This window comes from Nocardia inohanensis NBRC 100128 (genome assembly GCF_001612945.1).
GTDB lineage: Bacteria > Actinomycetota > Actinomycetes > Mycobacteriales > Mycobacteriaceae > Nocardia > Nocardia inohanensis.
This window is the reverse complement of the sequence record NZ_BDBK01000016.1, coordinates 93,351-116,163: the sequence shown is the minus strand read 5'-3', so window position 1 is coordinate 116,163 and position 22,813 is coordinate 93,351. Positions and strand designations below refer to the sequence as shown.

Genomic DNA, 22,813 nt, shown 5'->3' with positions numbered 1-22,813 from the left:
CGCTCATTCTGTCAGGTCGGCCCACACAGCCCCGCGCCGACTACTGCCCTCGTGGTCGGTATCACCCGCTCCTGCGGGGCGGGAAGAGAAAACGGTGCGGCCGCCTGTCGGCGGCCGCCACCGAGTCTCGGCGGGAACACGCGCGCCGAACCCCTCCGAACGCCGATAGACGGCCGCCACTGAATCTCGGCGGGAACACGCGCGCGGAGCCTCTCCGAACGCCGCCGCGGCGGCCGTCCTCAGACGGCCGCCGCTCCTATCTTCAAGCAGCGCGGCACCCCTCGTCAGAGGGGTGCCGCGTCTGTATTCGCTTGTGTCAAGCCTTACTTCGAGAGCTTCTCGAGTTCCTTGACGGTGTGGGACTTGGAGCCCCAGCCGACATGGGCTTCGGCGCGCATGCGCTCGACCATGTGCGGGTAGTGCAGCTCGAACGCGGGGCGCTCGGAGCGGATGCGCGGCAACTCGTAGAAGTTGTGGCGCGGGGGCGGGCAGGAGGTGGCCCACTCCAGGGAGTTGCCGTAGCCCCACGGATCGTCCACGGTCACGACCTCGCCGTAGCGGTAGGACTTGAAGACGTTCCAGATGAACGGCAGCATCGACGAACCCAGGATGAAGGCACCGATGGTGGAGATGGTGTTCAGCGTGGTGAAGCCGTCCGAGGGCAGGTAGTCGGCGTACCGACGCGGCATGCCTTCGTTACCCAGCCAGTGCTGGACCAGGAAGGTGGTGTGGAAGCCGACGAAGGTGGCCCAGAAGTGCCACTTGCCCAGGCGCTCGTCCATCATGCGGCCGGTCATCTTCGGGAACCAGAAGTAGATACCCGCGAAGGTCGCGAACACGATGGTGCCGAAGAGCACGTAGTGGAAGTGCGCCACCACGAAGTAGGTGTCCGACACGTGGAAGTCGATCGGCGGCGCGGCCAGGATGACGCCCGACAGACCACCGAAGAGGAAGGTCACCAGGAAGCCGATGGACCACAGCATCGGGGTTTCGAAGGTCAGCTGACCCCGCCACATGGTGCCGATCCAGTTGAAGAACTTCACACCGGTCGGAACCGCGATCAGGAAGGTCATGAACGAGAAGTACGGCAGCAGCACCGCACCGGTGGCGTACATGTGGTGCGCCCACACCGCGATGGACAGCGCGGCGATACCCAGCGTCGCGTAGACCAGCGTGGTGTAACCGAAGATCGGCTTACGCGAGAAGACCGGGAAGATCTCCGACACGATGCCGAAGAACGGCAGCGCGGTGATGTACACCTCGGGGTGACCGAAGAACCAGAACAGGTGCTGGAACAGCATCACACCGCCCGAAGCCGGGTCGTAGATGTGACCGCCCAGGTGGCGGTCGTAGGCCAGCGCCATCAGCGCCGCGGTGAGCAGCGGGAAGGCCAGCAGCACCAGCACCGAGGTGACGGCGATGTTCCAGGTGAAGATCGGCATCCGGAACATGGTCATACCGGGGCAGCGCAGGCAGACCACGGTGGTGAGCATGTTGACGCCACCGAGGATGGTGCCCAGACCGGAGACGGCCAGACCCAGGATCCACAGGTCCGCGCCGACGCCGGGCGAGTGCACGATGTCGGTCAGCGGGGTGTAGGCGGTCCAGCCGAAGTCGGCCGCACCACCGGGGGTGATGAAGCCGGCGGTCGCCATGGTGCCGCCGAACAGGTACAGCCAGTAGCTGAACGCGTTCAGACGGGGGAACGCCACGTCGGGCGCGCCGATCTGGAGCGGCAGGATGATGTTGGCGAAGCCGAACACGATCGCGGTCGCATAGAACAGCAGCATGATGGTGCCGTGCATGGTGAACAGCTGGTTGAACTGTTCGGGCGAGAGGAACTGCATGCCCGGCCGAGCCAGCTCGGCGCGCATGAGCAGCGCCATCAGGCCACCGACGAGGAAGAAGGACATGGCCGTCACGAGGTACATGACGCCGAGCACCTTCGGGTCGGTCGTGGTGACCATCTTGTAGATGAAAGAACCCTTAGGACCCGTCCGTTGCGGGTAGGGCCGAGCCGCCTCCACTTGGCGGACTGGCCTCGGTTCTACGGCAGTCACGAAACCTCCACAGGTATGCCATCGTTCGTACGCTGCTTACCGCGTCCTGTTCGGCACGTGACGAACGACGGTGGCTTGCGCTTCAGGCATCGTAAACGTTGTCCCGACGGGCGACGCGCCTAGGTCCTACTCTGTGTCGTAATTGGGCGCCGGGGTGCCCGCAGGTACGCTGCCAGCCATGCCGGTGCGCGAGTCCGCTTCCACCCGAATCCAGTTCGCTTCCAGCCAGTCCCGTTTGCGACGTTTGCGCACCTGGGGAGTGGTGCCGGGGGCCGCGGCGGCGCTGGCGGTGAGTGTGCTGACAGGTTGCGGAGCTCCCAGTGATGACGCGCTGAGTTCGATTGTGCGCACCACCACGAATATCGCGGGGGCGGGTGTGGTGGGGATCGAGCGCGATACCCGAACCGCTTGCGGGCTGCCCGGTTCGGCCGATCCGGCCGCCGGCGCCACCCGCAGCATCACCGGATCGGCCGGAACCGCCGAGGTGCCCGCCGATCCGAAGCGCATCGTGGTGCTGTCCACCGCGGCCCTGGACGCGGTCTGCGGGGTCGGGCTGTGGGAGCGGGTGGTCGGTGCGGCAACGGTTTCCGGTCTCACCGATGACGCGGGCAAGCCGACACCGCAGCCGACGTACCTGGGGACCGGCGTCGCCGCCATCCCGGGTGTCGGTCTGGTCGGCGCGGCGGACCCGGCGAAAATCGCTGAGCTGAAACCGGATCTGATCCTCGGCGGCGAGACCGAGGGCGCGGCCTACGAATCCCTGAAGTCGATCGCGCCCACCGTGCTGGTCGGCGCGGACGGCGGCTGGCAGGCCCAGTTCACCCGCTACGCAGAGGCCATGGGCCGCAGGACCGCGGCCGCCAAGGCACTCGAGGACTACCGCACCGCCGCGAAAGACGCCGGTACGGCCGCCAATTCGAGCCTGACCCAGGCCTCGGTGGTGCGTTTCGGCGCGCAGGACATCCAGGTGCAGGGCGGCAACAGCTTCGCGGGTCAGGTGCTCGGCGACGCGGGCGTGCAGCGGCCGGCGGCGCAGCGGGCCGGCTCCTTCGACGTGGGTTCGGATCTCAGCGCGCAGGCCACCCGCAACAAGCTCGAGGGCGATGTCCTCTACGTCATGTTCGACGGCCCGGAGGGGCTGAAGTTCGGCAAGTCCGAGCTGAAGAGCGACGATTGGAAAGAGCTCGGCGTGGTGGGCGACCACCGCATGTTCGCGGTGGACGACAGCATCTGGCACGGGTCGGGGATCACCGCCGCCCGCGCCCTGCTGGTCGATATGAGCAAATCGCTCAATGCCTATGTGGGCGACTGAGACTCAGTCGCGCAGGTACAGATTCCAGGTGTCGTCGATGCCCTTGCGGCAGTCGTAGGCGGTCCACCCGGGGTGCGCGGGGGTGTTCTTGCCGTCGGCCTCGCAGGCCGCCCGGGTGCGGTAGTTGCCGTAGAAGATCTCGTCGGCGTGCGCGGCGGCGGAACCGGTGGTGAGCAGGCCCGTGACGAGGGCGGCACCGATGAGCAGCGATCTGATCTTCACGATGGAACTCCTTCGTACCCAGCACTTTTCATCCGAAGGATCAGCATTACCACGGCGTCCGTAAGGATTTCGTGAATGAAACGGCCCCAGGCGCGAATACGCCAGGGGCCGTTATGGTTCAGCGGGAGTAGCTCAAAACTCCCAGTCCTCGTCTTCGGTGTTGACGGCCTTGCCGATGACGTAGCTGGAGCCCGAACCGGAGAAGAAGTCGTGGTTCTCGTCGGCGTTGGGCGACAGGGCCGACAGGATCGCCGGGTTCACCTCGCACTCGTCCTTGGGGAACAGCCCCTCGTAGCCGAGGTTCATCAGCGCCTTGTTGGCGTTGTAGCGCAGGAACTTCTTGACGTCCTCGGTCAGCCCGACCTCGTCGTAGAGGTCCTGGGTGTACTCGACCTCGTTCTCGTACAGCTCGAACAGCAGCTCGAAGGTGTAGCTCTTGAGCTCTTCGCGCTCGGCCTCGGAGACCAGCTCCAGGCCCTTCTGGTACTTGTAGCCGATGTAGTACCCGTGCACGGCCTCGTCGCGAATGATCAGGCGGATCATGTCGGCGGTATTGGTCAGCTTGGCCCGCGAGGACCAGTGCATGGGCAGGTAGAAGCCGGAGTAGAAGAGGAACGACTCCAGCAGGGTGGAGGCCACCTTACGCTTGAGCGGGTCCTCGCCGTTGTAGTACTCGAGCACGATCTCGGCCTTGCGCTGGAGGTTCCGGTTCTCCTCGGACCAGCGGAAGGCTTCGTCGATCTCGCGCGAGGAGCACAGCGTGGAGAAGATCTGGCTGTAGCTCTTGGCGTGGACGGACTCCATGAAGGCGATATTGGTGAGCACCGCCTCTTCGTGCGGGGTCAGCGCGTCGGGGATGAGGCTGACCGCGCCGACCGTGCCCTGAATGGTGTCCAGCAGCGTCAGGCCGGTGAAAACCCGCATGGTGAGCTGCTTTTCATTGGGGGTCAGCGTGGCCCACGACGGAATGTCGTTCGACACCGGAACCTTCTCCGGCAACCAGAAGTTGCCGGTGAGCCGATCCCAGACCTCGGCATCCTTGTCGTCCTGCACTCGGTTCCAGTTGATCGCCGAAACTCGGTCGATCACCTTGGTTACCCGCATCGTCGTGTGGTCCACAGTCATCCTCTCCGCTCACCCCATGCCGTCGTGCCCTGAACACTACCATTGGTGTCGGCTGCCGAGGAGCAACACAACACCTTGTTATTTCGCGTTGCCGGCGCGCCGACCGGCGCGAACCCGGAAAGGCGTGCGCCTCAGCACGCCCCGGACCGGAAAATTACAGCCGTGCAATCCGTCACAACTCGGCGGGGCAGCCCTAGGGCTGCCCCGCCGATGTTTGCCAATGGGACGCTGGTCAGATGCCCAGCACCACCTTCGCCGTCATGAAGTAGATGATCAGGCCGGTGGCATCCACCAGCGTGGTCACCATGGGCGCGGAGATCACCGCCGGATCGATGCGCAGCTTCTTGGCCAGCAGCGGCATGGTGCCGCCGATGGTGGCCGCCCAGCCGCAGATGACGACGAGCGTAATCGCCACCACCACCGCGATTTTGGCCTCCACGAAGATCGCCCCGATGACCAGGCCGGCCACCGCCAGCATCGCCCCGAGCAGCAAACCCACCCGGCATTCCCGCCAGATCACCTTGAACAGGTCCGAGACCCGCACCTCGCCGACGGCCAGCGCGCGCACGCAGGAGGTCGCCGCCTGCGCCCCCGCGTTACCGCCCGCGCCGATCAGCAGCGGAATGAACAGGGCCAGATGCGCGGCCTGCTCCAGGGTCGGCTCGAAGTAATCGGTGACGGTGACGGTGAGGGTGGCCGCGACCAGCAGCAGCATCAGCCACAGCGCCCGGTAGCGGGCCAGCTGGAAGACGCCCGCGGCCATGTAGTGACCGGCCCACGGGGTGGTGCCGGCCTGCCGCGCCACATCCTCGGAGTCGGCCGCCTCGATGACCTCGATGGCGTCGTCGATGGTGAGCAGCCCGACCAGCCGGTCCTCACTGTCCACCACCGGCAGGTTGATCAGGTTCGCGCCCTGCATGAGCCGGGCCGCCTTCTCCGCGGAGTCGGTGGCGCGGGCGCGCATCGGCTCGGCCTCGACGAGATCGGCGATCATCGCGTCGGGGGAACTGAGCACCAGGTCGCGCAGCTCCACCACGCCGATGAGCCGCCGACCGGCGTCCACCACCGGCAGGGTGTAGACGGTTTCGGCCTTGCCGCCCTCGGTGCGGACCATCTGCAAGGCCTGCGCGATCGGCAGATTACGCGGCAGCGCAATCACTTCCGGCGTCATATAGAAACCGACCGACCCCTCCGGGTAGCCCAGCAGGATCGCCGTCATGCGGCGCTCCTCGGCGCTGAGCCCGGCGAGCACCTTCTTGGCCACCTTGGCCGGGGCCTCGCGCAGCATGCGGGCGCGATCGTCGGGATCCATCTCCTCGACCAGGTCGCGGAAGCTCTGATCGCGCAGCCCGGTCAGGATCTGCTGCTGATCGATCGGCTCCAGCTCCTCGAACACGTCGAGGGCGCGGTCCTTGTCGAGCAGGCGGAAGGCCATGCCCGCGCTGACGGCATCCATGCGGGCGAGCTCGTCGGCGATGACGTGCGGCGCGTGATTGTCCAGCCACTCGGTGGTGGCGGCCAGGTGATGGCAGTCGACGATGTCGCGCAGCGATTTGCCTTGGGAGACAAGGGAATCGCGCGCACTGTCGAGTGCTTCGAAATCGTCGGTCATCGGGGCCACCTCGGTCATCGGACGAACGGGCAGCGTGGCGACGGCGGGCAGCGTCGAAACGACGGGCAGATCGGTCTGCGTCATGGCGGAACCTCAGCCGGGATAGGCGAGTCAGGGGTGAACGGATGGAAACTCCAGGTCACACCGCGAGGCACCCACCCCGCTGCCGCGAAGGAACTACCGGCAGGAAGAAAGGCGGGCGCCGCGCGGCCTTCGACTGGGGGGTTCGCTACGCATGCAACCCACCTCCTCGAAGCCGTCGCGCACCGTCATGGTCACCCGCCGAGCGCGGGTGGAGTCGTTCGCGGGATTCGGCGAACGACGCAAAGCATCCTTGTGCAGGATACCCTTATCGCTGAAACCACGCGCGCACCGGGGGTTATTCCGGGCGAGTTCCCGGTTCTATCATTTTCCGATCATTTCCGGGTCACGACCGGTCCGTACCAGTTGGGCGCTAGTCCAGCGACGTCTAATCTCTGCCTCTGTGCGTGTTTTGGTGATAGAGGACGATCCGCAGCTCGGCCGTGAGGTAACCGACGGGTTGCGATCGGCGGGGTTCGCGGTCGACCTGGCCCGGGACATGGCCGACGGTGATTTCAAGATAGCGGTCAATCGCTACGACTGCCTGGTCGTGGACCGCGGGCTGCCGGACGGGGACGGACTGGATCTGGTGGCGCGGGTACGCCGGGCCGGGCATACGGTGCCGGCGCTCATCCTCACCGGCCGCGACGGCCTGCACGACCGGCTGGCCGGATTCGAGCAGGGCGCCGACGACTATCTGACGAAGCCGTTCGCGCTACCCGAACTGGTGATGCGGGTGCGAGCGCTGTGCCGCCGGCAGCAGCAGCCGACCGCGTCACGAATGTCGTTGGGCGACATCGACATCGACCTGATGCGGCGGCGGGTGACGCGCGGCGGGGTGATGCTGACGCTCACGCCCAAGGAGTTCGCGGTGCTGGAATTGATGGCGGCGCGGCGCGGCAGCGTGGTGACCCGCACCGAGCTCATCGAATGCTGCTGGGACGAAATGGCCGAGCCCGCATCGAATGTGGTGGACGCGGTGGTGGCCAAGCTGCGCCGCAAACTCGGCGAGCCGTGCGTGATCGAGACGGTGCGCGGCACCGGATTCGTGGTGCCGGCGTGAGTGTCACCCGCCGCGTGCAGGCGTGCCCGATCACGCAGGACCGAAAGGAAACAGCTTGAGTTCGCATCGCTCCCCCGCCGTCGCACGGTTGCGCCGGGCGCGCTGGATGATGACCGCACTGGTCGCACTGATCACCGCGTCGGCGGTGCTGGTGCTGGGATTCGTTGCGGCGTCCATCGATTCGCGTTCCCGCACCGACGATGTGGACCGGCTGGTGGCATCGGTGGCGGGCGGGCTGGCGCGCGCCATCCAGCACGACGACAACCAGACCCTGGACCTGACCACGGTCATCGACGACAAGCTGGCGCAGGGCCCGACCTCGGTGGTGGTGGCGGTGCGCAAACCGGGTGAGCAGTGGCGGCAGGCGCACACCTATCAGCGCTCGCTCATGCCCAGCGACAGCGATATCGCCACCATCGCCACCCGGACCGAGGACCACTCGGACGGGCAGATGTACGACACGCTGCTGACCACCACCACCGATATCACCGGGCGGTCGGTGCGGGTCGCGGCCACACCCATCTACTGGACCGATTGGGACAATGTGGTGGTCATCCTGGCCGCCGCCGAATCCATGACCGATCCCGGCGATCATCGGAGACTGGTGTGGGCGTTGATGATCGGCGGCGCGCTGCTGATCGCGCTGGCCACCGCGGCCGCCTATCTGCTGGCCGGGCGCAGCGTGCGGGCCGCACTGCACATGCTCGACCAGCACGAGCAGTTCCTCGGCGACGCCGCGCACGAATTGCGTACGCCGCTCACCACTTTGAAGCTGCTCACCGAATCCAAGCCGAAGAAACCCGAGGATGTCGATCAGACCCTCGCCGAAGCGCGGCGCCTCGCCGATCGGATGGCGCGGCTGGTCACCGGGCTGCTGGCGCGGGCCCGTATGCAGGCCGGGATCGCCGCCCCCGAACGCACCATGCTGCGGCTGGATCAGCTGGCCGAGGCGGTCGCCGAGGAGGCCGGGGATCCGCGCATCACCGTGGCCGCGCATCCGACCGTGGTGGTGGGTGATCCGGAGCTGCTCACCCTGGCCATCAAGAACATGCTGGAGAACGGGTTGACCCACGGCGCCGTGAACCGCGCCGCGCCGGTGGAGGTGCATGTGGCCGAGGGCCGGGTGAGCGTGCGCGACCACGGCCCCGGCGTCGATCCGGTGATGTCGGCCAATCCCTTCGATCGCGGTGCGGCCGGGCGGACCGGGCGCAATGGCATCGGCTTGGCGCTGGTGGCGTGGGTGGCGCAGACGCACGGCGGCAATGCCTCCATCGAACCGGCCGTCGGCGGCGGCACCATTGCCACCCTGTGGCTCCCGCCCGCCGATATCACCGCGGGCACACTCGCCGGGGCGCGCTTGTAATCGGAGGGCGCCCCGGTGGGCCGCACCGGCCACACCCGGTTTTCATGCCATGATGCGCATATTTATATCGTGGCATTATCAGGTTGAAATGCGTTTCATCTCGCTGATCAGCCAGCGCCCGTCGGGCTGCTCCTCGGCCGTTACCGCCGCGGCGGTCAGCGACACCTCCGCACCGGCGATGTGGTCACCGGCGGTGGACTGTTTGACGTAGCCGATGCCCAGCGCGGTGTTTCCGGTAATCGCCCGCAATCCGCAATTGAATTCGAGCACCTCGCTCCGGCTGTTGGTGGCGAGAAAATACTGCCGGGTGGCGTTCTGCGTGTCGATCAATTGCTGACGATAGGTTCCGGTCGTCGCATCTATGGCACCGGCGAAATATGCGTCGAGCGAATTCGGATCATAGCTGGAAATATGATTCAAGAAATTATGAATAGCGTGCAGCGCCGCTATATGGCGGCTGCCGATGCGGGAGATCTCGGGAGCCAGCCCCGGCGCAGGTTCGCTCCGGGTCGGCAGACCGCCGGTGCCGGTCTTGCTCGCCGCGGTGGTGCCCGGTACCGCGGCGGTCTGCTCACCGCCGCCGTCACGCATGACATAGACGGTGCCGGCGCCCGCGCCGAGCAGCGGGAGGCCCGCGATCGCCGCGAGTCGCCGCCGCGAAATACCCTTGCCCTCGGACTGTGCGGCCGGGAAGGCCGGCGGCTCGGCCGGAGGGAAGGACAACGACACTTTCTCGGTCTCGGTCACGATTCTCCTCACTGTCGAGCGACTCTGCGCGACGTTACCCGGTCGCACAGTTGCGAGGCGCAGAATTGCGCGCATTCGAGATTCGGAACGCGCCGAATGCCGGAATTAGGCGGAATGTGATTTTACCGGCCGGGCCGGCCACCACATTCGATCGCCGAGCAATGCGAACAATGCCGGGATCGCGACCGTGCGGACTACGAAGGTGTCGAGCAGGATCCCGATGCCCACCACGATGCCCAACCGAGTGAGGTGATCAGCCACCAGGAGGATGGTGTAGCCGACGCCCAGCGCCACCAGGCCGGCCCGCTGACACCGCCGCCGTTCTGTGCTGGGGTCATGGCATGGCGCTGGAATCGCTGACTATGGTTCGGCACGGGGAGAGTACGGGTAATGCGCGCAAGGCGGCCGATGAGGCGGCCGGTCTGGAGCGCTTCGACGAAAGCGGCCGAGACGCGGACACCCCGTTGTCCGAACTCGGCCGGGCGCAAGCACGAGCCGTAGGCACTGAATTATGCGCGGGCGACCGGCGTTTCGACACGGTGCTGTCATCGCCGTTCGTCCGCGCCCGCACCACCGCCGAGCTGGCGTTGAAATCGCTTCCCATCCAATGCATCCGAGTGGACGAACGGCTGCGTGACCGTGATACCGGCGTCCTCTTCGGCTACACCGAACTGGGCATCCGCCGCCATTTCCCGCTCGAGCACCGGGAACGAGAACGCAAGAGCCGCTTCTACTATCGCCCGCCCGGCGGGGAATCGTTCACCGATGTCGCTCTGCGCCTGCGCACGCTGCTTCGCGAACTCGACGGCCACGTCCTGATCTTCACCCACGACGTGGTGGTCGTGATGGCCCGCTACATCCTCGGCGACCTGGACGAGGCCACCATCCTCGACATCGAGCGCAACCAGATCGGCAATGCCTCGATATCCCGTTGGGAGCGTGTGGAATCCGGGTTGGAGCTCGTCACTTACGGCGATGTCACCCACCTGACCTGAGCACGGACGCCGGCCCGAACCGCATTTAGACAAATGTCTTGCACAAATGTCTAAGTGCGGGTTAGAGTCGTGTCACGCACTCGAAAGGGACCAGAAATGACCACTCGCAACGCATTCGACATCGACGGCCGCACCCTGTCCTACCTGGACTTCGGCGGCACCGGGCGGCCGATCCTGGCGCTGCACGGGCATATGTCGGAGGCGGCGAGCTTCACCGAGTTCGCCGCGAGCCTGTCCCCCGAATGGCGGCTCATCGCGCTCGACCAGCGCGGGCACGGGCACTCCGACCGGGCCGCGGAGTACAGCCGGCGCGGTTATGTCGGGGATATCGTCGCACTGCTGGATCACCTGGGGCTGGAACGCGTTGTGGTGGTGGGGCATTCGCTCGGCGGGATCAACGCCTACCAGCTGGCGGCGTGGTTCCCGGAGCGGGTGCGGGCCTTCGTCGACGCCGATGGCGCGGCCGCGCTCGGGCTGGACGGGAGCAATCCGCTCGAGTTCATCCTGAGCCTGCCGCACCAGGGGCCCAGCCGGGAGCAGCTGCTCGCCGAAATGGGGCCGTTCGCAGCGCATTTCGGTGGGCTGGTGCGCGAACGGGCCGACGGGAGCTGGGGGCTGCCGTTCGATCCGGCCGATATCGTCGAATCCGAGCATCGGGTGCACGGCGATCACTGGGCCGAATGGCTGGGCAGCTCCTGCCCGGCGCTACTGATCCGCGCGACCGACGGCGTGATCCCGGCCGAGCAGGCGGCGCAGATGGTGGCGCGGCGGCCACACACCCGCATGGTCGAGCTGAATACCGATCATTTCGTGTACGCCGCGGACCCGGCGGGTTTCGCGAAGGCCGTCGCGGAATTCCTGGCAGAGCTGTAAACCGCACTGAATTCGGGGGCCCGCACTGTGGGGAATCACGATCGGCAGGTCTGCGGCCGGTTCCTGGGCATTCGAGGCCACGGGCCCGCGCGCGCCGTCCTGTGATCGCTCACAATCCGGTCCGCGTCCCGCTGCGCCGGGTCACAGCAGCGGAGGAAGCGGGCACCACCGCCGGGCGCATGGGTTAGCGTTCTTCAGTCCCCGGGGCGGTTTGCCCGGGGCGGAAGGAGTCACCGATGTCCGTCGATATGCCGGGGCGGGCGGGGCTCACCGTATCGGGCTCGCCCATGTCGTCCCCGTTGAAGGATGTGCGCGGGATCGCCCAGCACATGGTCGGGCACTTCGTGGAGACCGTCGCGCCGTGCGGGACGCTGCCGGGGGACGCCATTCACGGGGATGTCACCGCCATTACCCGCATGTGCCTGGAGCTGGCGGTGAGCATGCTGGACGGGCGCGATATCCCGGAGAAGACCAAGCGGCTCGAGCAGGCGGCCGCGCAGTGGGCGCGCGAGGGGATACCCATCGACACCATTCATCACGCCATCCACGAAGGGTTCAAGATCGGGTCGAATCTGGTGATCGCCAATGCGCTGTCCCGGCATCGGCGGCCGGACACGCCCGAGGGCACCCTGGTGATCTCCGCCGCCGATATGGAGAACATCCTGGACGGCTCGAAACTCGTGGTGGAGCTGCTGGATCGGATGACCTCCGCGGTGGCGCTGGCGTACGTGCGGGAAATGCGGGCGGTGGTGGCCGAACACCACACCGCCGTGCACACCCTCACCTCGGCGCTGCTCGGCGGGCACAGCACCTCCACCATGGCGCGCGAATGCGGGATCGAGATCGCCGAGTCGTATCACGTTCTGGCGGTGTCGATTCCGGAGCATCCGGAGGAGCACTCCCCCAACGTGGACGGGGCAGTGGTGGCACGGCGCAAGCTGCGGCGGGTGCAGGCCGAGCTGGCCACCCGGTACACCGACAAGGCGCTGTCGCTGCTGAGCGTGGACGGCGGCACGATTCTTGTTCCCGCGCAGGAGATTCCGGAGGAGCAGCTCGACGAATTGATCGAGGCGCTGTCGCAGGCGGCGCGGGTGCCCATTGCGGCGACATTGATTTCGGCTACGCCGCAACAGATTCCGGATGCCGCCGACCAAGCGCACGAGCTCCTGGACATCGTGCATCGACTGCGCCTGGTGCGCGGGCTGTTCCGCTTCGACGAACTGGCGCTGGAGTATCAGCTGACCCGGCCGGGTCCGGGGCGCGACCATCTCGGGTCGGTGCTGGATCCACTGGACGAGCATCCGGAACTGCTGGAGACCTTGCAGACCCACATCAGCAACAACCTCAATCGTCAGCGCACCGCCCGCCTGCTGCACGTGCACACCAATACCGTGGACTACCGGCTCAAACGCATCGGGCAGCTGACCGGGTTCGATCCGGCGCAGGCGTCCGGATTGTGGTACCTGCGTTCGGCATTGGTGGCGCGCACCTATCGGGCCGGTTGACAATTGCTCGGTGCCGGCTCGCCGCGTAGCCGGGCATCGAGCCAGGTCAGGGCCGAGGGCAGGCCGAGCACCGCGGCCGTCAGATGGTCGGGGACGGGGATCTGCTCCGACCACACCGCGGCGCCGGCCGTGCAGTAACGGTTCATGGTGTGCACCACGGCATCCACCGGGATCAGGCCGTCGATCGGCGAATGCCATTCGAAGACAGGGGTATTCGGGATCCCCGGGTACAGCTCGAGGCTGTTCTCCTCCACCACCGCGCGAGCCACCGGGTCACCGGTCATCACCGTCGTCTTGGCGACATCCATCACGCCCTGCCCGGCCGCCGCGGTGAGAATATCGTTGGTGCAGCTGTTGGCCAGTTTGGCGCGCATGGTCAGGCCGCGGTCGTTGAGCTGATCGCTGAGCGGGAAGCGGTCCCGGTACTCGCGCTCCAGGCCCAGCCCGGCCGCCAGCGCCAGGCCGAACACCGGATGCCGGCTGTAGCCCAGGGTTTCGAGCATGGTCACCAGGTTCATCGGCACCCCGCCCATGGCCGCGCCCGCCAGCTTCAACTCCGGGGCATAGGCGGGGGCGAGCGCGGCGGCCCAGGCGGTGGCCATGCCGCCGCCGGAGTAGCCGACCATGGCGACCTGACTGTGCTCGACCTTCAGTTCGGGCACGCGCTGGGCGGCGCGAATGCCGTCCAGGGTGATCTGACCGCCGAGTTTGGCCGCGCCGTAAGCGAATCGCGGGCCGAGATGGTCCGGCAGCGCGACACTCCAGCCGTGCTGCAACAGCAGATTCCAGGCCGGGGATTCGCGCACCATCAGGTTGGGGTCGCCGGTGTAGAGGATGTGCGAGACGGCGCACTGCGCGCCCAGGCCGTTGATGATGTGCTGCAACGAGAGCAGCGGGGCGTCGGTGCGGCGGTTACGGGGCGACAGGACGGTGGTGGTGGCGGCGATCGGGTCGCCGGTGGAGCCGGTGGAACGGAACTTGACCAGGGTGATGTCGGTATCGGGGAAGGTCGCCAGCGCGGGCATGGCACGCACGGCCAGCACCTCCCCCGGAGCGTGGTCGGCGATATCGGCCGGGGCGGCATAGAAAGAATCCGGGTCCGGGCTGGGGTCCAGGGGCTGCGCGGCGGCCACCCCCGGAGCGCAGGCCAGCAGCATCGCACCGAACAATGCCGCCAGCCGCGTCTGTCTTGATCGAATCCTCATGGGCTGCTTCCCTTCCGGCCGCCCCGCCACCGCGTCCACCAGGTGGCAGGTGCTCACCGGCAGCGTAGGAATCCGCCCTGCTCAGGGGCGAGACGCGGGGAAAACCTTGCGACAGTTCACAACCGCGCGAGTGGGATCTTGTGAATACGTGGATTTTCCGTTCCCTCGGGTAACAATCAATTCGATGCATAGCTTGTGAGTTGTCCAGTCACAGGCAGGGAACGCATTCCCGCGCAAGTGGTTCCGCCTAGCGTCCGAGGTGAGATCAGCCCGGCGAAGGAGTGCGCAATGACCGGCATCATCGACAGTGAAGCTCTCACCCACCGGGTCACCGTCTACGCGGGCGGGCCGCACGACAACGCCGAACTGGTGATGGAGTACGCGGCCACCTGGTCGGAAGCCTCGGCCTTCACGGTCGCGGCGGTGCAGGCCGGATTGGTGGTGACCGTCGACGGCCGGATACGGCCCGGACTGCGCAGGTTGCCGCGATATGGGTTGCGGCACTGAGGCTTCCGTATCAGCCTGCATGTGCGAACGCCCCGGCGATGGTCTGCCAAGCCGCATCCAGCTGTGCCCCGAAATCCACCCAGGTGTGCAGCCCCGCCGGTTCGTAGTGCACGGTCGCCGGAATCCGCAACTCGCTCAAGCGTTTCGCGAAGCGCTCGGTGCAGGCCCGGGCCCCGGCCTCCAGCACCGCCCCGCCACCCGCGAGCTGCAAGGCCGCCGCCACATCCGGCGCTCGCGCCACATTCAGCAGATCCCCGACCGTCGGTAGACCGTTCGCCGCCGACAGGTGAATCACCGTGCCCCGCAAGGCTTCCGCCGCGATAGTACTGTCGTGCGCCGCCCATTCCGTGGTCCCCGGCGGGCCCCAGAGGTTCACCACATTCCCGCCGCGCGAGGCCACCGTGATGGTGGTGACCGCACTCCCGGTACCGTCCACCGTCGAATAGCACCCGCTGATACCGGCGACCGCCCGGTAGAACCCGGGATGCCGGTGCACCAGCATCATCGCGCCCTGCGCCCCCATCGACACCCCCGCGATGGCCCGCTGCCCGCTCCCACCCAACTTCCCTTCGATGACCCGGGGCAGCTCGTCGGTCAAGAACGTCTCCCACCGATTCCAGCCCAGCGCCGCGTCCGGCCGCTCCCAATCGCTGTACATGCTCCCGGTCCCGCCCGACGGCAACACCACATCGACCGGCTTGTCCGCGAAGAAGTCCGCGGCCCCGCCCTTGGTCAGCCAATCCGAAACCCCTTCGGCATCAACGCCGTCCAGCAAATACAAGGTGGGCCGAGGCGCTCCGCCGTGCCCGCGCAACACATCGACCCCCACCGCGCGGCCCATCGACTCCGACCTCACATACATCCGCTCCCACCCCACCGACTCCGCCCGCGCCGGCGCGAACCCCAACCCCACCAGCATTCCCACCACCACAGCCACAATCCACCGCTCGGCCATGGCAACTCCTTACGACGATCAGCCTTCGCCGCCCGAAGCTAAGGCCCGCTCCCCCGCCGCGCCCCGTTTCCCGCCCACCGCTGGACCATTCACCGCCCCCGGCCCGCCCCCGCTGTATCCCGTCACAACCCGCCCCCACCTGTGCAAACACGAACGGCCCACCGAACGGGCGCAAGCCATCCGCTCGGTGGGCCATTCTCTTGTCGCAGGAAAACGAGGTCTGAACACCACCTCCAAAACCACAGTGCTCTATCGGTTCTCGTCCCGGCCACCGCCCGCGCATCTCGGATCATCGCCAGGACTTCCCGACCCTAACCACGAACCGCCGCCGAATCCCCTGCCCGCAAAGGCTTCTGGAGAGATCACAACCCCACCCCGGTCCACCCGAGGACCACTCACACCGTCCCGGATGAATCGCCGGGATTCACCGATGTGGCAGATCCTCGCCGATCCTCCGCGGACCACTTTCCTAAACGGCCCGAACAGCCCTATAAGCGGCATTACAGCGCGTGACCGGTCAAGGCTGATTAGAGTGGGTCGGCGCGAGAGATGGGGTGAGCGTGGCGATCTGCTTCGAACTGGTGGTTAACTTCGGTGACAACATGGACGCGGCGCGATCAGCAGTGCTCAGCTGCGCCAGCCGCCTACCGAGAACGCTGCGGGTAGGAGGTCGGCGCATCCCCTTGCACATGCCGCTTTTGCGTTCCGACGGTCCTTACATCGAGTTGTCGGTGCTGCCTGTGGCCGTCGGATACGGTGTCGCGCTTGACGGTTCGATTCCTAGACTCGCTCTGACGGCGGCGGAGTTCACCGAACTCGGCAATGGCCTGTATGCGCTGCTCGCTACGTTCGATGGATATCTCGCCGCGCACGTCGGCTGGGACCCCGAAGGTGTCGTCGACCCCGTCGAGCTCAGCAACGAGTGGATGGACGAGCTCTCCGACGGGGCGATTGATGGCCTTGTTCTCTGTGACGGCCTCCATGCCGAGTTCGGTTTGGGCAGTAACTATGGCGTCTTTCAGCCCGGGTTCCGGTGGATACCTTCTCGTGGCCATACACCCAGCACGCTGACAGCCGACTGATCATCGCACCTTCGCGTAAACAATTCGGTGTCTTCCGCTGGCTTCGGATCGGCTTGGGCCGTTGAGCTTCGGCACCGCGCTGGCCGTTCGATCAGCGCGCCACGCGGCAATGCAGGATACTGCACGAGGTCATTGACCCGCTGATCCCGCACGCGGTCATTGGTGTCCGGCGCGTCGTGGCGCTCACAGAACATGCCCAGGATGCGCTGGCTTAAGTTGCAACGCATGACCCGGCACCAGGCTTTTCGGACGGCGCACATCACAGGTCATGTGTTCTGGTGGGTGTTCATCGTGGCCGCCATGCTCGGCCAGGGCATCACCTGGTTCAGCAGCGGCGAGGCCGACGACTTCGTCTGGGACCCGTACGCGTCCCCTGACCGATGTGCCCCGGCGATATGCCGACTACCTGCCATCGGACGGGTTCGAGCAGATGGGGGCGATCTCGCTGATTGGGTTTTGCCTACTGGTGCTATCAGCACTTGTGGAAGCGGCTGCGGTGCGGAGGCTGACTGCCGGAATCACTACCGTGACAGTGCCGTTCGCGGCGGCCCTGCTGATCTGGTGCGCGCTGCCACGTGGACATCGGAACTTCTTTCTCACACCGCTCACCGCTTTGCTCGTAATCCTTCTGGCGGTGGCGATCCGTGAGCTATGGGAGCGGAAGTTTGCTCCCGCCGTCGCACGGATATGACCACCCGAAAATGCGTTGTAATCGGCATGAGCGCGCGCCCGGCAGCCGACCCGTTGCGGCGGTCTGAAGATCAAAGACGGTCGACCCCAGCGATCTTCGAGGCCGACCGTGTGGCCGCTTCGCTCAGCGCGGGAAGCGGCAGTAGTAGCGTGCGTTCGGTTCGAAGTTGTGCGACTGCCCGAGATGGCCTCAGCCCGTTGATAGTCCGGGAATCGCGTGATCGTTTCAAAGCGCGCTCAACAACACAACTGTTCACTTCGCTGACCTGGCAGCGCACCATATCGGACTTGTAGGCTCCTGCTGTGAGCACGGAATGGGTGGAACCTGTTGCGCCTGAACCACATAAACGCTGGCGAACGTTCAGGTGGATCGCCGCGCTTGTTGTCCTGGGCATGTACCTTGCGTCCCTGACCAGGTTGGCTGTGAGCGAGAACTGGAACGACATCATTGCAAGTAAGCTGCATGGCCTGACCTTGGTCGTTGCTGCCTTGTTAGCTTTGGTTTCACTGGGGGCCAAGACAGCGGAGGTCACTCCGCAGAAACGATGGACAACGCGCAGGATTGTTGCCGTGCTGGTCGTGCTCGGCCTGTGCTTGATCGACTTTGTCCTTGGGATCATCCGAACGGGCTCGGTGTGGGGCGACTCGATGAGTAACCTTTTCGGAGGTACGGGATTCGTCGCCGCCCTGCTGTTCATGATCATCGGATGGATCTAGCTCGACCTGCGAATAGGCCAGGATGGGACGCGCTACTCGTTCCGGAGTGGTGTCCTGTAATCGGCATGTGCGGATGGTTGAGATGTCATGTGGCCGAAGCCATGTAGGCCGCCAGGATGTAGTTCGGGTGCCGGTCGAGGTTGGTACGGGCCCGGTCGTAGCGCATCGTCGTGCGCGGGTCCGCGTGCCGGGCGGCGATCTGGACATCGCGCAGGTCCACACCGGCGTCGAGCATGGTGGTGACGAAGGTGTGCCGGAGCATGTGCGGGTGCAGCGTCGGCAGCCGCACCACCGACCGCTCGGCCAGGCGCCGCAAACGCCGGGTTGCGCAGTGCCGATCCATACGCCGGCTTCGGAGGTTGAGCAGGATCGGGCCGCGGGTCCGGTTCTCCACGGCGCGGTCGACGGCGCGTCCGACCGCGGGCGGCAGCGGCACGAGCGCGATCTTTGTTCCTTTTCCGATGGTGCGCAGCACGCGGTGACCGTGTTCCTCACCGATATCGTCGATGTCGCAGCGGCATGCCTCGCTGATCCGCAATCCGAGCAGTCCCAGCATCGCGACCAGCGCGAAGTCCGGTGGGTTTTCCGAGTCGCGGGCCGCGCACAGCAGTGCCTCGAACTGCAGATGCGAAAGTCCCAGTGTCGGTGACTCGTTCGACACTCGGGGCCGGCGCACGTACTCGGCCGGTGAGCGGTCCAGGACGCCGTCGATAACGCAGGTGCGGTAGAAACCGGCGACGACGGCGAGGCGGCGGGCGACGGTGGCGGGTTTGAAGCGGCGGACTTCCTGCATCCACCGCATGTACCGTTCGACCTCGGTGCGGGCGACTGCGAGCGGGGTCAGTTGCTGGTCGGTGCACCAGGAGAAGTACAGGCGCAGATCGGATTTGGTGTGGATGCGGGAGACCGTGGAGAAGCGGGCGAGGTAGGCGAGCGCGGCCAGCCGGAGCACGAGGTCGTCACCGGCGAAGGTGACATCGAGATCGGGTGAGGGAGCCATCCTTCACGATGCCGCTGTCCCAGCGAACCGCCCGAGCGGACGCGCGGGACGCGGCAATTGCGTACGTTCTGAATACACTTCGCCCGGACCTTGGATCTAGGATCCGGTGCGATGGACACCGTGCTCGAAACCGCCCCCTACACAACCGAATGCATCGAATGCGGGTCACTGATAGAGGCCACGGTTGTCGAGGTACTGACCGCCGGAACCCACCGGTGGGATCTTGAAGGTGATTGTCCGAAGTGCAGCTGCCGCTGGAACGAATGTGGCTACGAAACACCGCTTGCTGGTATGCGCGCAGCCATCCTGGCCGCTCATGGTCCCGCGACGTTGCAGCTGGTTGGCAGCACCATCACGCCCGCGCGGTTGATGCGCGCACTGCGAACGGTTCGAGCTCTGACGCTTACGGAGGCTCGGGACCTAGTCTCGCAGCTTGCCAATCGGGGAATAGAAGGAACCCGGGTCGAAATGGAGGCCCTCGCAACCCCTCTCCGTGCAATCGGAGCGCCCGTCCACATCCGGTCCTCCACCACTCCATGAGCTGCTCGCTCATCGGCATGAGGGTGCATTCAGACACGCCGACGGCACCGGACATGCTCGCCAGTGACGACAGATTTCGTCGATACCAATGGATCTCAGACCCGGGAACCGACGCCATACTTCGCGGGTACCTGTCGACCGAATCACCAGCGTAGCCAGAGCGGGTCTCGACGGCGGGCACCTGAGCGCGGGTCCCAGAACGCCGGAACCGGTGCGCTGGCTCAGCAAGCCTTAACAGGAGATCCGCGTTTCCAAGCCATCTCGACATATACGATGGCCGGCGCGGCTGCTAGGGGTGGTCCAGCTCGCCGGCCATGAGTTCGGATGTAAAGGCGTCCTACTCACTCGGGGCGAACACGAGCGCCGGGCCGTCGGGGTGCTTGGAGTCACTAACGCCGGCCACGCCTCCGCCCAGGAAGGCGACTTCGACGCATTCCTTGCCTGCCGAGCTGCGACTGCTCTTGAACCACTTTGCGCCGGGGAGGTCTACGCCCATCCTCGATCGCCCCTGCTGGCTACCTGTCGTAACCGCGCCGCGATCCTCGACACGATCCTCGACGGCGTCGAATCCCCCGAGCCATGCGACAGTTCACAACCGATCGAGGACGCCATCAGCGGTCACATCGTGAACGTGAATTGAGCGCTGCCGCAACCTATCCGAACCAGAGCACTCGCCTCGATGAGCTACCGCCACGCCTCAGCCTTGCGGCCAGGTGCGACCACGTCGTCGTATTGCCCTTCGCGCGACTTGGTCATCGTCCGCTCCAGGGCAGCCGCCCGTCGATGGCGCGCGATCACCTGCCGCAGTGCGGCATTCACCGTGTCCTGCTTCGTACTGGTGCCGAGCAACTCAGCGACCTGAGCCAGCGCTTCATCGTCGACGTCGATGATCGTCCGAGACATCGTCACCTCCCGGAGTGGGGCAACTCCATATCACGCATACCGATTCAAGAAATCGTATGCCTGCATTCGACCTCGGACAAGACGGAAGGGCGTTCCCGGAGGCCGGGAACGCCCTTACCGCAATGCTTTTCGGAAGGTCAGAGCATGCAGCTGACGCAGCCCTCTACTTCGGTGCCCTCCAGGGCCATCTGGCGGATGCGGATGTAGTAGAGGGTCTTGATGCCCTTGCGCCAGGCGTAGATCTGGGCGCGGTTGACGTCGCGGGTGGTGGCGCTGTCCTTGAAGAACAGGGTCAGCGACAGGCCCTGATCGACGTGCTGCGTCGCCGCGGCGTAGGTGTCGATGATCTTCTCGAAGCCGATGTCGTAGGCGTCTTCGAAGTACTCGAGGTTCTCGTTGGTGAGGTAGGGGGCCGGGTAGTAGACGCGGCCGATCTTGCCTTCCTTGCGGATCTCGATCTTCGACGCCACCGGGTGGATGGAGCTGGTGGAGTGGTTGATGTAGGAGATCGAACCGGTCGGCGGGACGGCCTGGAGGTTCTGGTTGTAGATGCCGTGCTCCATGACCTTGGCCTTGAGCTCGCGCCAATCGTCCTGGGTCGGGATGTGCACGCCGGCGTCCGCGAAGAGCTGGCGGACGCGCTCGGTGGCGGGCTCCCACACCTGATCGGTGTACTTGTCGAAGAACTCACCGCTGGCGTACTTCGACTCGGGGAAGCCGCCGAAGTAGCTGCCGCGCTCCTGGGCGATCAGGTTCGAGGCCCGGATCGCGTGGAAGGCCACGGTGTAGAAGTAGATGTTGGTGAAGTCCACGCCCTCTTCGGAGCCGTAGTGGACGTGCTCACGCGCCAGGTAGCCGTGCAGGTTCATCTGACCCAGGCCGATGGCGTGGGATTCGTTGTTGCCCTGCTCGATCGAGGGCACCGAGTAGATGTGGGTCTGGTCCGACACCGCGGTCAGCGCGCGGATGGCCGTCTCCACCGTCTTGCCGAAGTCGGGGGAATCCATCGACTTGGCGATGTTCAGCGAACCCAGGTTGCAGGAGATGTCCTTGCCGACCTTGGAGTAGGACAGATCGTCGTTGAACTCCGACGGGGTGGAGACCTGGAGGATCTCCGAGCACAGGTTGGAGTGGGTGATCTTGCCCTTGATCGGGTTGGCGCGGTTCACGGTGTCCTCGTACATGATGTACGGGTAGCCGGACTCGAACTGCAACTCGGCGATGGTCTGGAAGAACTCGCGAGCCTTGATCTTGGACTTGCGAATCCGCTTGTCGTCGACCATCTCGTAGTACTTCTCGGTGACATTGATGTCGGCGAACGGCACTCCGTAGATGCGCTCCACGTCGTACGGCGAGAACAGGTACATGTCCTCGTTCTTCTTCGCCAGCTCGAAGGTGATGTCCGGGATCACCACACCCAGCGAGAGCGTCTTGATGCGGATCTTCTCGTCCGCGTTCTCGCGCTTGGTGTCCAGGAAGCGGTAGATGTCGGGGTGATGGGCGTGCAGGTACACCGCGCCCGCGCCCTGCCGCGCACCCAGCTGGTTGGCGTAGGAGAAGGAGTCCTCCAGCAGCTTCATGATCGGGATGACGCCCGAGGACTGGTTCTCGATCTTCTTGATCGGGGCGCCGGTCTCACGAATATTGCTGAGCAGCAAGGCCACTCCGCCGCCGCGCTTGGACAGCTGCAAGGCGGAGTTGATGGAGCGGCCGATCGACTCCATATTGTCTTCGATGCGCAGCAGGAAGCAGGAGACCGGCTCGCCGCGCTGCTTCTTGCCCGAGTTCAGGAAGGTCGGGGTGGCCGGCTGGAAGCGGCCGTCCATGATCTCGTCGACCAGCTCCGAGGCCAGCTGCTCGTCACCGGCGGCGAGGGTCAGCGCGACCATGCAGACGCGATCCTCGAACCGCTCCAGGTAGCGCTTACCGTCGAAGGTCTTCAGCGTGTACGAGGTGTAGTACTTGAACGCGCCGAGGAAGGTGGGGAAACGGAACTTCTTGCCGTAGGCCTGCTTGAACAGCTTCTTGGTGAAGTCGAAGCTGTACTGGTCGAGCACCTCGGTCTCGTAGTAGTTCTCCTTGACCAGGTAGTCGAGCTTCTCCCGCAGGTTGTGGAAGAAGACGGTGTTCTGGTTGACGTGCTGGAGGAAGTACTGGTGCGCCGCTTCGCGATCCTTGTCGAACTGGATCTCGCCGTTGGGCCCGTACAGGTTCAGCATCGCGTTGAGGGCGTGGTAGTCCATGCCCGCGGTTTCG

Annotated in this window: 20 protein-coding genes and 2 pseudogenes; 10 read left to right on the top strand and 12 right to left on the bottom strand. The window is 65.7% G+C overall.

Features of this window, described 5'->3' with window-relative positions; genetic code table 11:
* Positions 1 to 323 precede the first annotated feature (323 nt).
* On the bottom strand, positions 324 to 2,060 hold the full coding sequence (ctaD, locus tag NI1_RS28640; RefSeq protein ID WP_084523863.1) for an aa3-type cytochrome oxidase subunit I: 1,737 nt from the start codon (positions 2,058 to 2,060) through the stop codon (positions 324 to 326).
* A 178-nt stretch (positions 2,061 to 2,238) separates the two neighbouring features.
* Here ctaD and NI1_RS28635 point away from each other — a divergent pair, with 178 nt between their 5' ends.
* Positions 2,239 to 3,372 carry an iron-siderophore ABC transporter substrate-binding protein gene (locus NI1_RS28635; RefSeq protein ID WP_067826725.1) on the top strand — a complete coding sequence of 378 codons (1,134 nt, stop codon included), beginning with the start codon at positions 2,239 to 2,241 and terminating at the stop codon, positions 3,370 to 3,372.
* Between the two features lie 3 nt (positions 3,373 to 3,375).
* On the opposite strand, the gene NI1_RS28630 is transcribed toward NI1_RS28635, so the two are convergent.
* The 3 genes from NI1_RS28630 to mgtE all read right to left on the bottom strand — a co-directional run bounded on the left by NI1_RS28630 (position 3,376) and on the right by mgtE (position 6,415).
* Entirely contained in the window at positions 3,376 to 3,594 is a 219-nt protein-coding gene (locus NI1_RS28630) for a hypothetical protein (RefSeq protein ID WP_067826722.1), read from the bottom strand.
* A 132-nt stretch (positions 3,595 to 3,726) separates the two neighbouring features.
* Complete coding sequence (nrdF, locus tag NI1_RS28625) at positions 3,727 to 4,698, bottom strand: class 1b ribonucleoside-diphosphate reductase subunit beta (RefSeq protein WP_067827700.1); 972 nt, start codon at positions 4,696 to 4,698, stop codon at positions 3,727 to 3,729.
* Between the two features lie 253 nt (positions 4,699 to 4,951).
* Positions 4,952 to 6,415: a magnesium transporter gene (gene mgtE, locus NI1_RS28620; RefSeq protein ID WP_084523861.1), complete on the bottom strand. Its 1,464-nt coding sequence runs from the start codon at positions 6,413 to 6,415 to the stop codon at positions 4,952 to 4,954.
* A gap of 400 nt (positions 6,416 to 6,815) precedes the next feature.
* Here mgtE and NI1_RS28615 point away from each other — a divergent pair, with 400 nt between their 5' ends.
* Both NI1_RS28615 and NI1_RS28610 read left to right on the top strand, forming a co-directional pair.
* Entirely contained in the window at positions 6,816 to 7,475 is a 660-nt protein-coding gene (locus NI1_RS28615; RefSeq protein WP_067826718.1) for a response regulator transcription factor, read from the top strand.
* Positions 7,476 to 7,530: 55 nt separating this feature from the next.
* Positions 7,531 to 8,838, top strand: coding sequence for a sensor histidine kinase (locus NI1_RS28610; protein WP_157535386.1), 1,308 nt, complete (start codon positions 7,531 to 7,533; stop codon positions 8,836 to 8,838).
* A gap of 78 nt (positions 8,839 to 8,916) precedes the next feature.
* Here the strand turns inward: NI1_RS28610 and NI1_RS28605 are convergent, their stop codons facing one another.
* Complete coding sequence (locus NI1_RS28605; RefSeq protein ID WP_067826712.1) at positions 8,917 to 9,585, bottom strand: hypothetical protein; 669 nt, start codon at positions 9,583 to 9,585, stop codon at positions 8,917 to 8,919.
* 105 nt (positions 9,586 to 9,690) lie between these two features.
* A pseudogene (locus NI1_RS28600) lies at positions 9,691 to 9,834 on the bottom strand (MMPL family transporter); the annotation flags it as partial.
* A 92-nt stretch (positions 9,835 to 9,926) separates the two neighbouring features.
* On the opposite strand from NI1_RS28600, the gene NI1_RS28595 reads away from it, so the two are divergent.
* The 3 genes from NI1_RS28595 (at position 9,927) to NI1_RS28585 (ending at position 12,958) form a co-directional block, all read left to right on the top strand.
* Complete coding sequence (locus tag NI1_RS28595) at positions 9,927 to 10,580, top strand: histidine phosphatase family protein (protein WP_067826707.1); 654 nt, start codon at positions 9,927 to 9,929, stop codon at positions 10,578 to 10,580.
* Positions 10,581 to 10,676: 96 nt separating this feature from the next.
* Positions 10,677 to 11,453, top strand: a complete 777-nt coding sequence (locus NI1_RS28590) for an alpha/beta fold hydrolase (RefSeq protein WP_067826704.1) — start codon at positions 10,677 to 10,679, stop codon at positions 11,451 to 11,453.
* A 236-nt stretch (positions 11,454 to 11,689) separates the two neighbouring features.
* Positions 11,690 to 12,958, top strand: coding sequence for a PucR family transcriptional regulator (locus NI1_RS28585; protein WP_067826697.1), 1,269 nt, complete (start codon positions 11,690 to 11,692; stop codon positions 12,956 to 12,958).
* On the opposite strand, the gene NI1_RS28580 is transcribed toward NI1_RS28585, so the two are convergent.
* Positions 12,943 to 14,115: a lipase family protein gene (locus NI1_RS28580; protein WP_245663482.1), complete on the bottom strand. Its 1,173-nt coding sequence runs from the start codon at positions 14,113 to 14,115 to the stop codon at positions 12,943 to 12,945. The genes NI1_RS28585 and NI1_RS28580 overlap by 16 nt on opposite strands.
* Positions 14,116 to 14,451: 336 nt before the next feature.
* Between NI1_RS28580 and NI1_RS28575 the strand changes: the two genes are divergently transcribed.
* On the top strand, positions 14,452 to 14,670 hold the full coding sequence (locus tag NI1_RS28575) for a hypothetical protein (RefSeq protein ID WP_067826694.1): 219 nt from the start codon (positions 14,452 to 14,454) through the stop codon (positions 14,668 to 14,670).
* Between the two features lie 10 nt (positions 14,671 to 14,680).
* On the opposite strand, the gene NI1_RS28570 is transcribed toward NI1_RS28575, so the two are convergent.
* Positions 14,681 to 15,625 carry an alpha/beta hydrolase gene (locus tag NI1_RS28570; RefSeq protein WP_067826691.1) on the bottom strand — a complete coding sequence of 315 codons (945 nt, stop codon included), beginning with the start codon at positions 15,623 to 15,625 and terminating at the stop codon, positions 14,681 to 14,683.
* Positions 15,626 to 16,179: 554 nt separating this feature from the next.
* Here NI1_RS28570 and NI1_RS28565 point away from each other — a divergent pair.
* From NI1_RS28565 to NI1_RS28555, 3 genes and pseudogenes are all read left to right on the top strand, one after another.
* Positions 16,180 to 16,707 carry a hypothetical protein gene (locus NI1_RS28565; protein WP_067826686.1) on the top strand — a complete coding sequence of 176 codons (528 nt, stop codon included), beginning with the start codon at positions 16,180 to 16,182 and terminating at the stop codon, positions 16,705 to 16,707.
* Between the two features lie 382 nt (positions 16,708 to 17,089).
* Positions 17,090 to 17,188, top strand: a pseudogene (locus NI1_RS39590) (cytochrome c oxidase subunit I); the annotation flags it as partial.
* A gap of 512 nt (positions 17,189 to 17,700) precedes the next feature.
* Positions 17,701 to 18,114: a hypothetical protein gene (locus tag NI1_RS28555; protein WP_157535385.1), complete on the top strand. Its 414-nt coding sequence runs from the start codon at positions 17,701 to 17,703 to the stop codon at positions 18,112 to 18,114.
* 85 nt (positions 18,115 to 18,199) lie between these two features.
* On the opposite strand, the gene NI1_RS28550 is transcribed toward NI1_RS28555, so the two are convergent.
* The 4 genes from NI1_RS28550 to nrdE form a co-directional block, all read right to left on the bottom strand.
* A complete protein-coding gene (locus tag NI1_RS28550) occupies positions 18,200 to 19,114 on the bottom strand; it encodes a tyrosine-type recombinase/integrase (protein ID WP_067826680.1) in 915 nt (304 codons plus the stop codon).
* A gap of 877 nt (positions 19,115 to 19,991) precedes the next feature.
* Positions 19,992 to 20,150: a DUF397 domain-containing protein gene (locus NI1_RS28545; protein ID WP_067826677.1), complete on the bottom strand. Its 159-nt coding sequence runs from the start codon at positions 20,148 to 20,150 to the stop codon at positions 19,992 to 19,994.
* 188 nt (positions 20,151 to 20,338) lie between these two features.
* Positions 20,339 to 20,557 carry a type II toxin-antitoxin system VapB family antitoxin gene (locus tag NI1_RS28540; protein ID WP_067827692.1) on the bottom strand — a complete coding sequence of 73 codons (219 nt, stop codon included), beginning with the start codon at positions 20,555 to 20,557 and terminating at the stop codon, positions 20,339 to 20,341.
* 137 nt (positions 20,558 to 20,694) lie between these two features.
* Positions 20,695 to 22,800, bottom strand: a complete 2,106-nt coding sequence (nrdE, locus tag NI1_RS28535; RefSeq protein ID WP_218026847.1) for a class 1b ribonucleoside-diphosphate reductase subunit alpha — start codon at positions 22,798 to 22,800, stop codon at positions 20,695 to 20,697.
* Between the last annotated feature and the right edge of the window lie 13 nt (positions 22,801 to 22,813).

Coding starts and splice junctions, on each gene's coding strand:
- NI1_RS28635 (WP_067826725.1), top strand. CDS start 2,239: ATGCCGGTGCGCGAGTCCGCTTCCACCCGAATCCAGTTCGCTTCCAGC.
- NI1_RS28550 (WP_067826680.1), bottom strand. CDS start 19,114: ATGGCTCCCTCACCCGATCTCGATGTCACCTTCGCCGGTGACGACCTC.
- NI1_RS28575 (WP_067826694.1), top strand. CDS start 14,452: ATGACCGGCATCATCGACAGTGAAGCTCTCACCCACCGGGTCACCGTC.
- nrdF (WP_067827700.1), bottom strand. CDS start 4,698: ATGCGGGTAACCAAGGTGATCGACCGAGTTTCGGCGATCAACTGGAAC.
- NI1_RS28580 (WP_245663482.1), bottom strand. CDS start 14,115: ATGCTGCTGGCCTGCGCTCCGGGGGTGGCCGCCGCGCAGCCCCTGGAC.
- NI1_RS28595 (WP_067826707.1), top strand. CDS start 9,927: ATGGCGCTGGAATCGCTGACTATGGTTCGGCACGGGGAGAGTACGGGT.
- NI1_RS28570 (WP_067826691.1), bottom strand. CDS start 15,625: ATGGCCGAGCGGTGGATTGTGGCTGTGGTGGTGGGAATGCTGGTGGGG.
- NI1_RS28540 (WP_067827692.1), bottom strand. CDS start 20,557: ATGTCTCGGACGATCATCGACGTCGACGATGAAGCGCTGGCTCAGGTC.
- mgtE (WP_084523861.1), bottom strand. CDS start 6,415: ATGACGCAGACCGATCTGCCCGTCGTTTCGACGCTGCCCGCCGTCGCC.
- NI1_RS28545 (WP_067826677.1), bottom strand. CDS start 20,150: ATGGGCGTAGACCTCCCCGGCGCAAAGTGGTTCAAGAGCAGTCGCAGC.
- NI1_RS28585 (WP_067826697.1), top strand. CDS start 11,690: ATGTCCGTCGATATGCCGGGGCGGGCGGGGCTCACCGTATCGGGCTCG.
- nrdE (WP_218026847.1), bottom strand. CDS start 22,800: ATGGACTACCACGCCCTCAACGCGATGCTGAACCTGTACGGGCCCAAC.
- NI1_RS28590 (WP_067826704.1), top strand. CDS start 10,677: ATGACCACTCGCAACGCATTCGACATCGACGGCCGCACCCTGTCCTAC.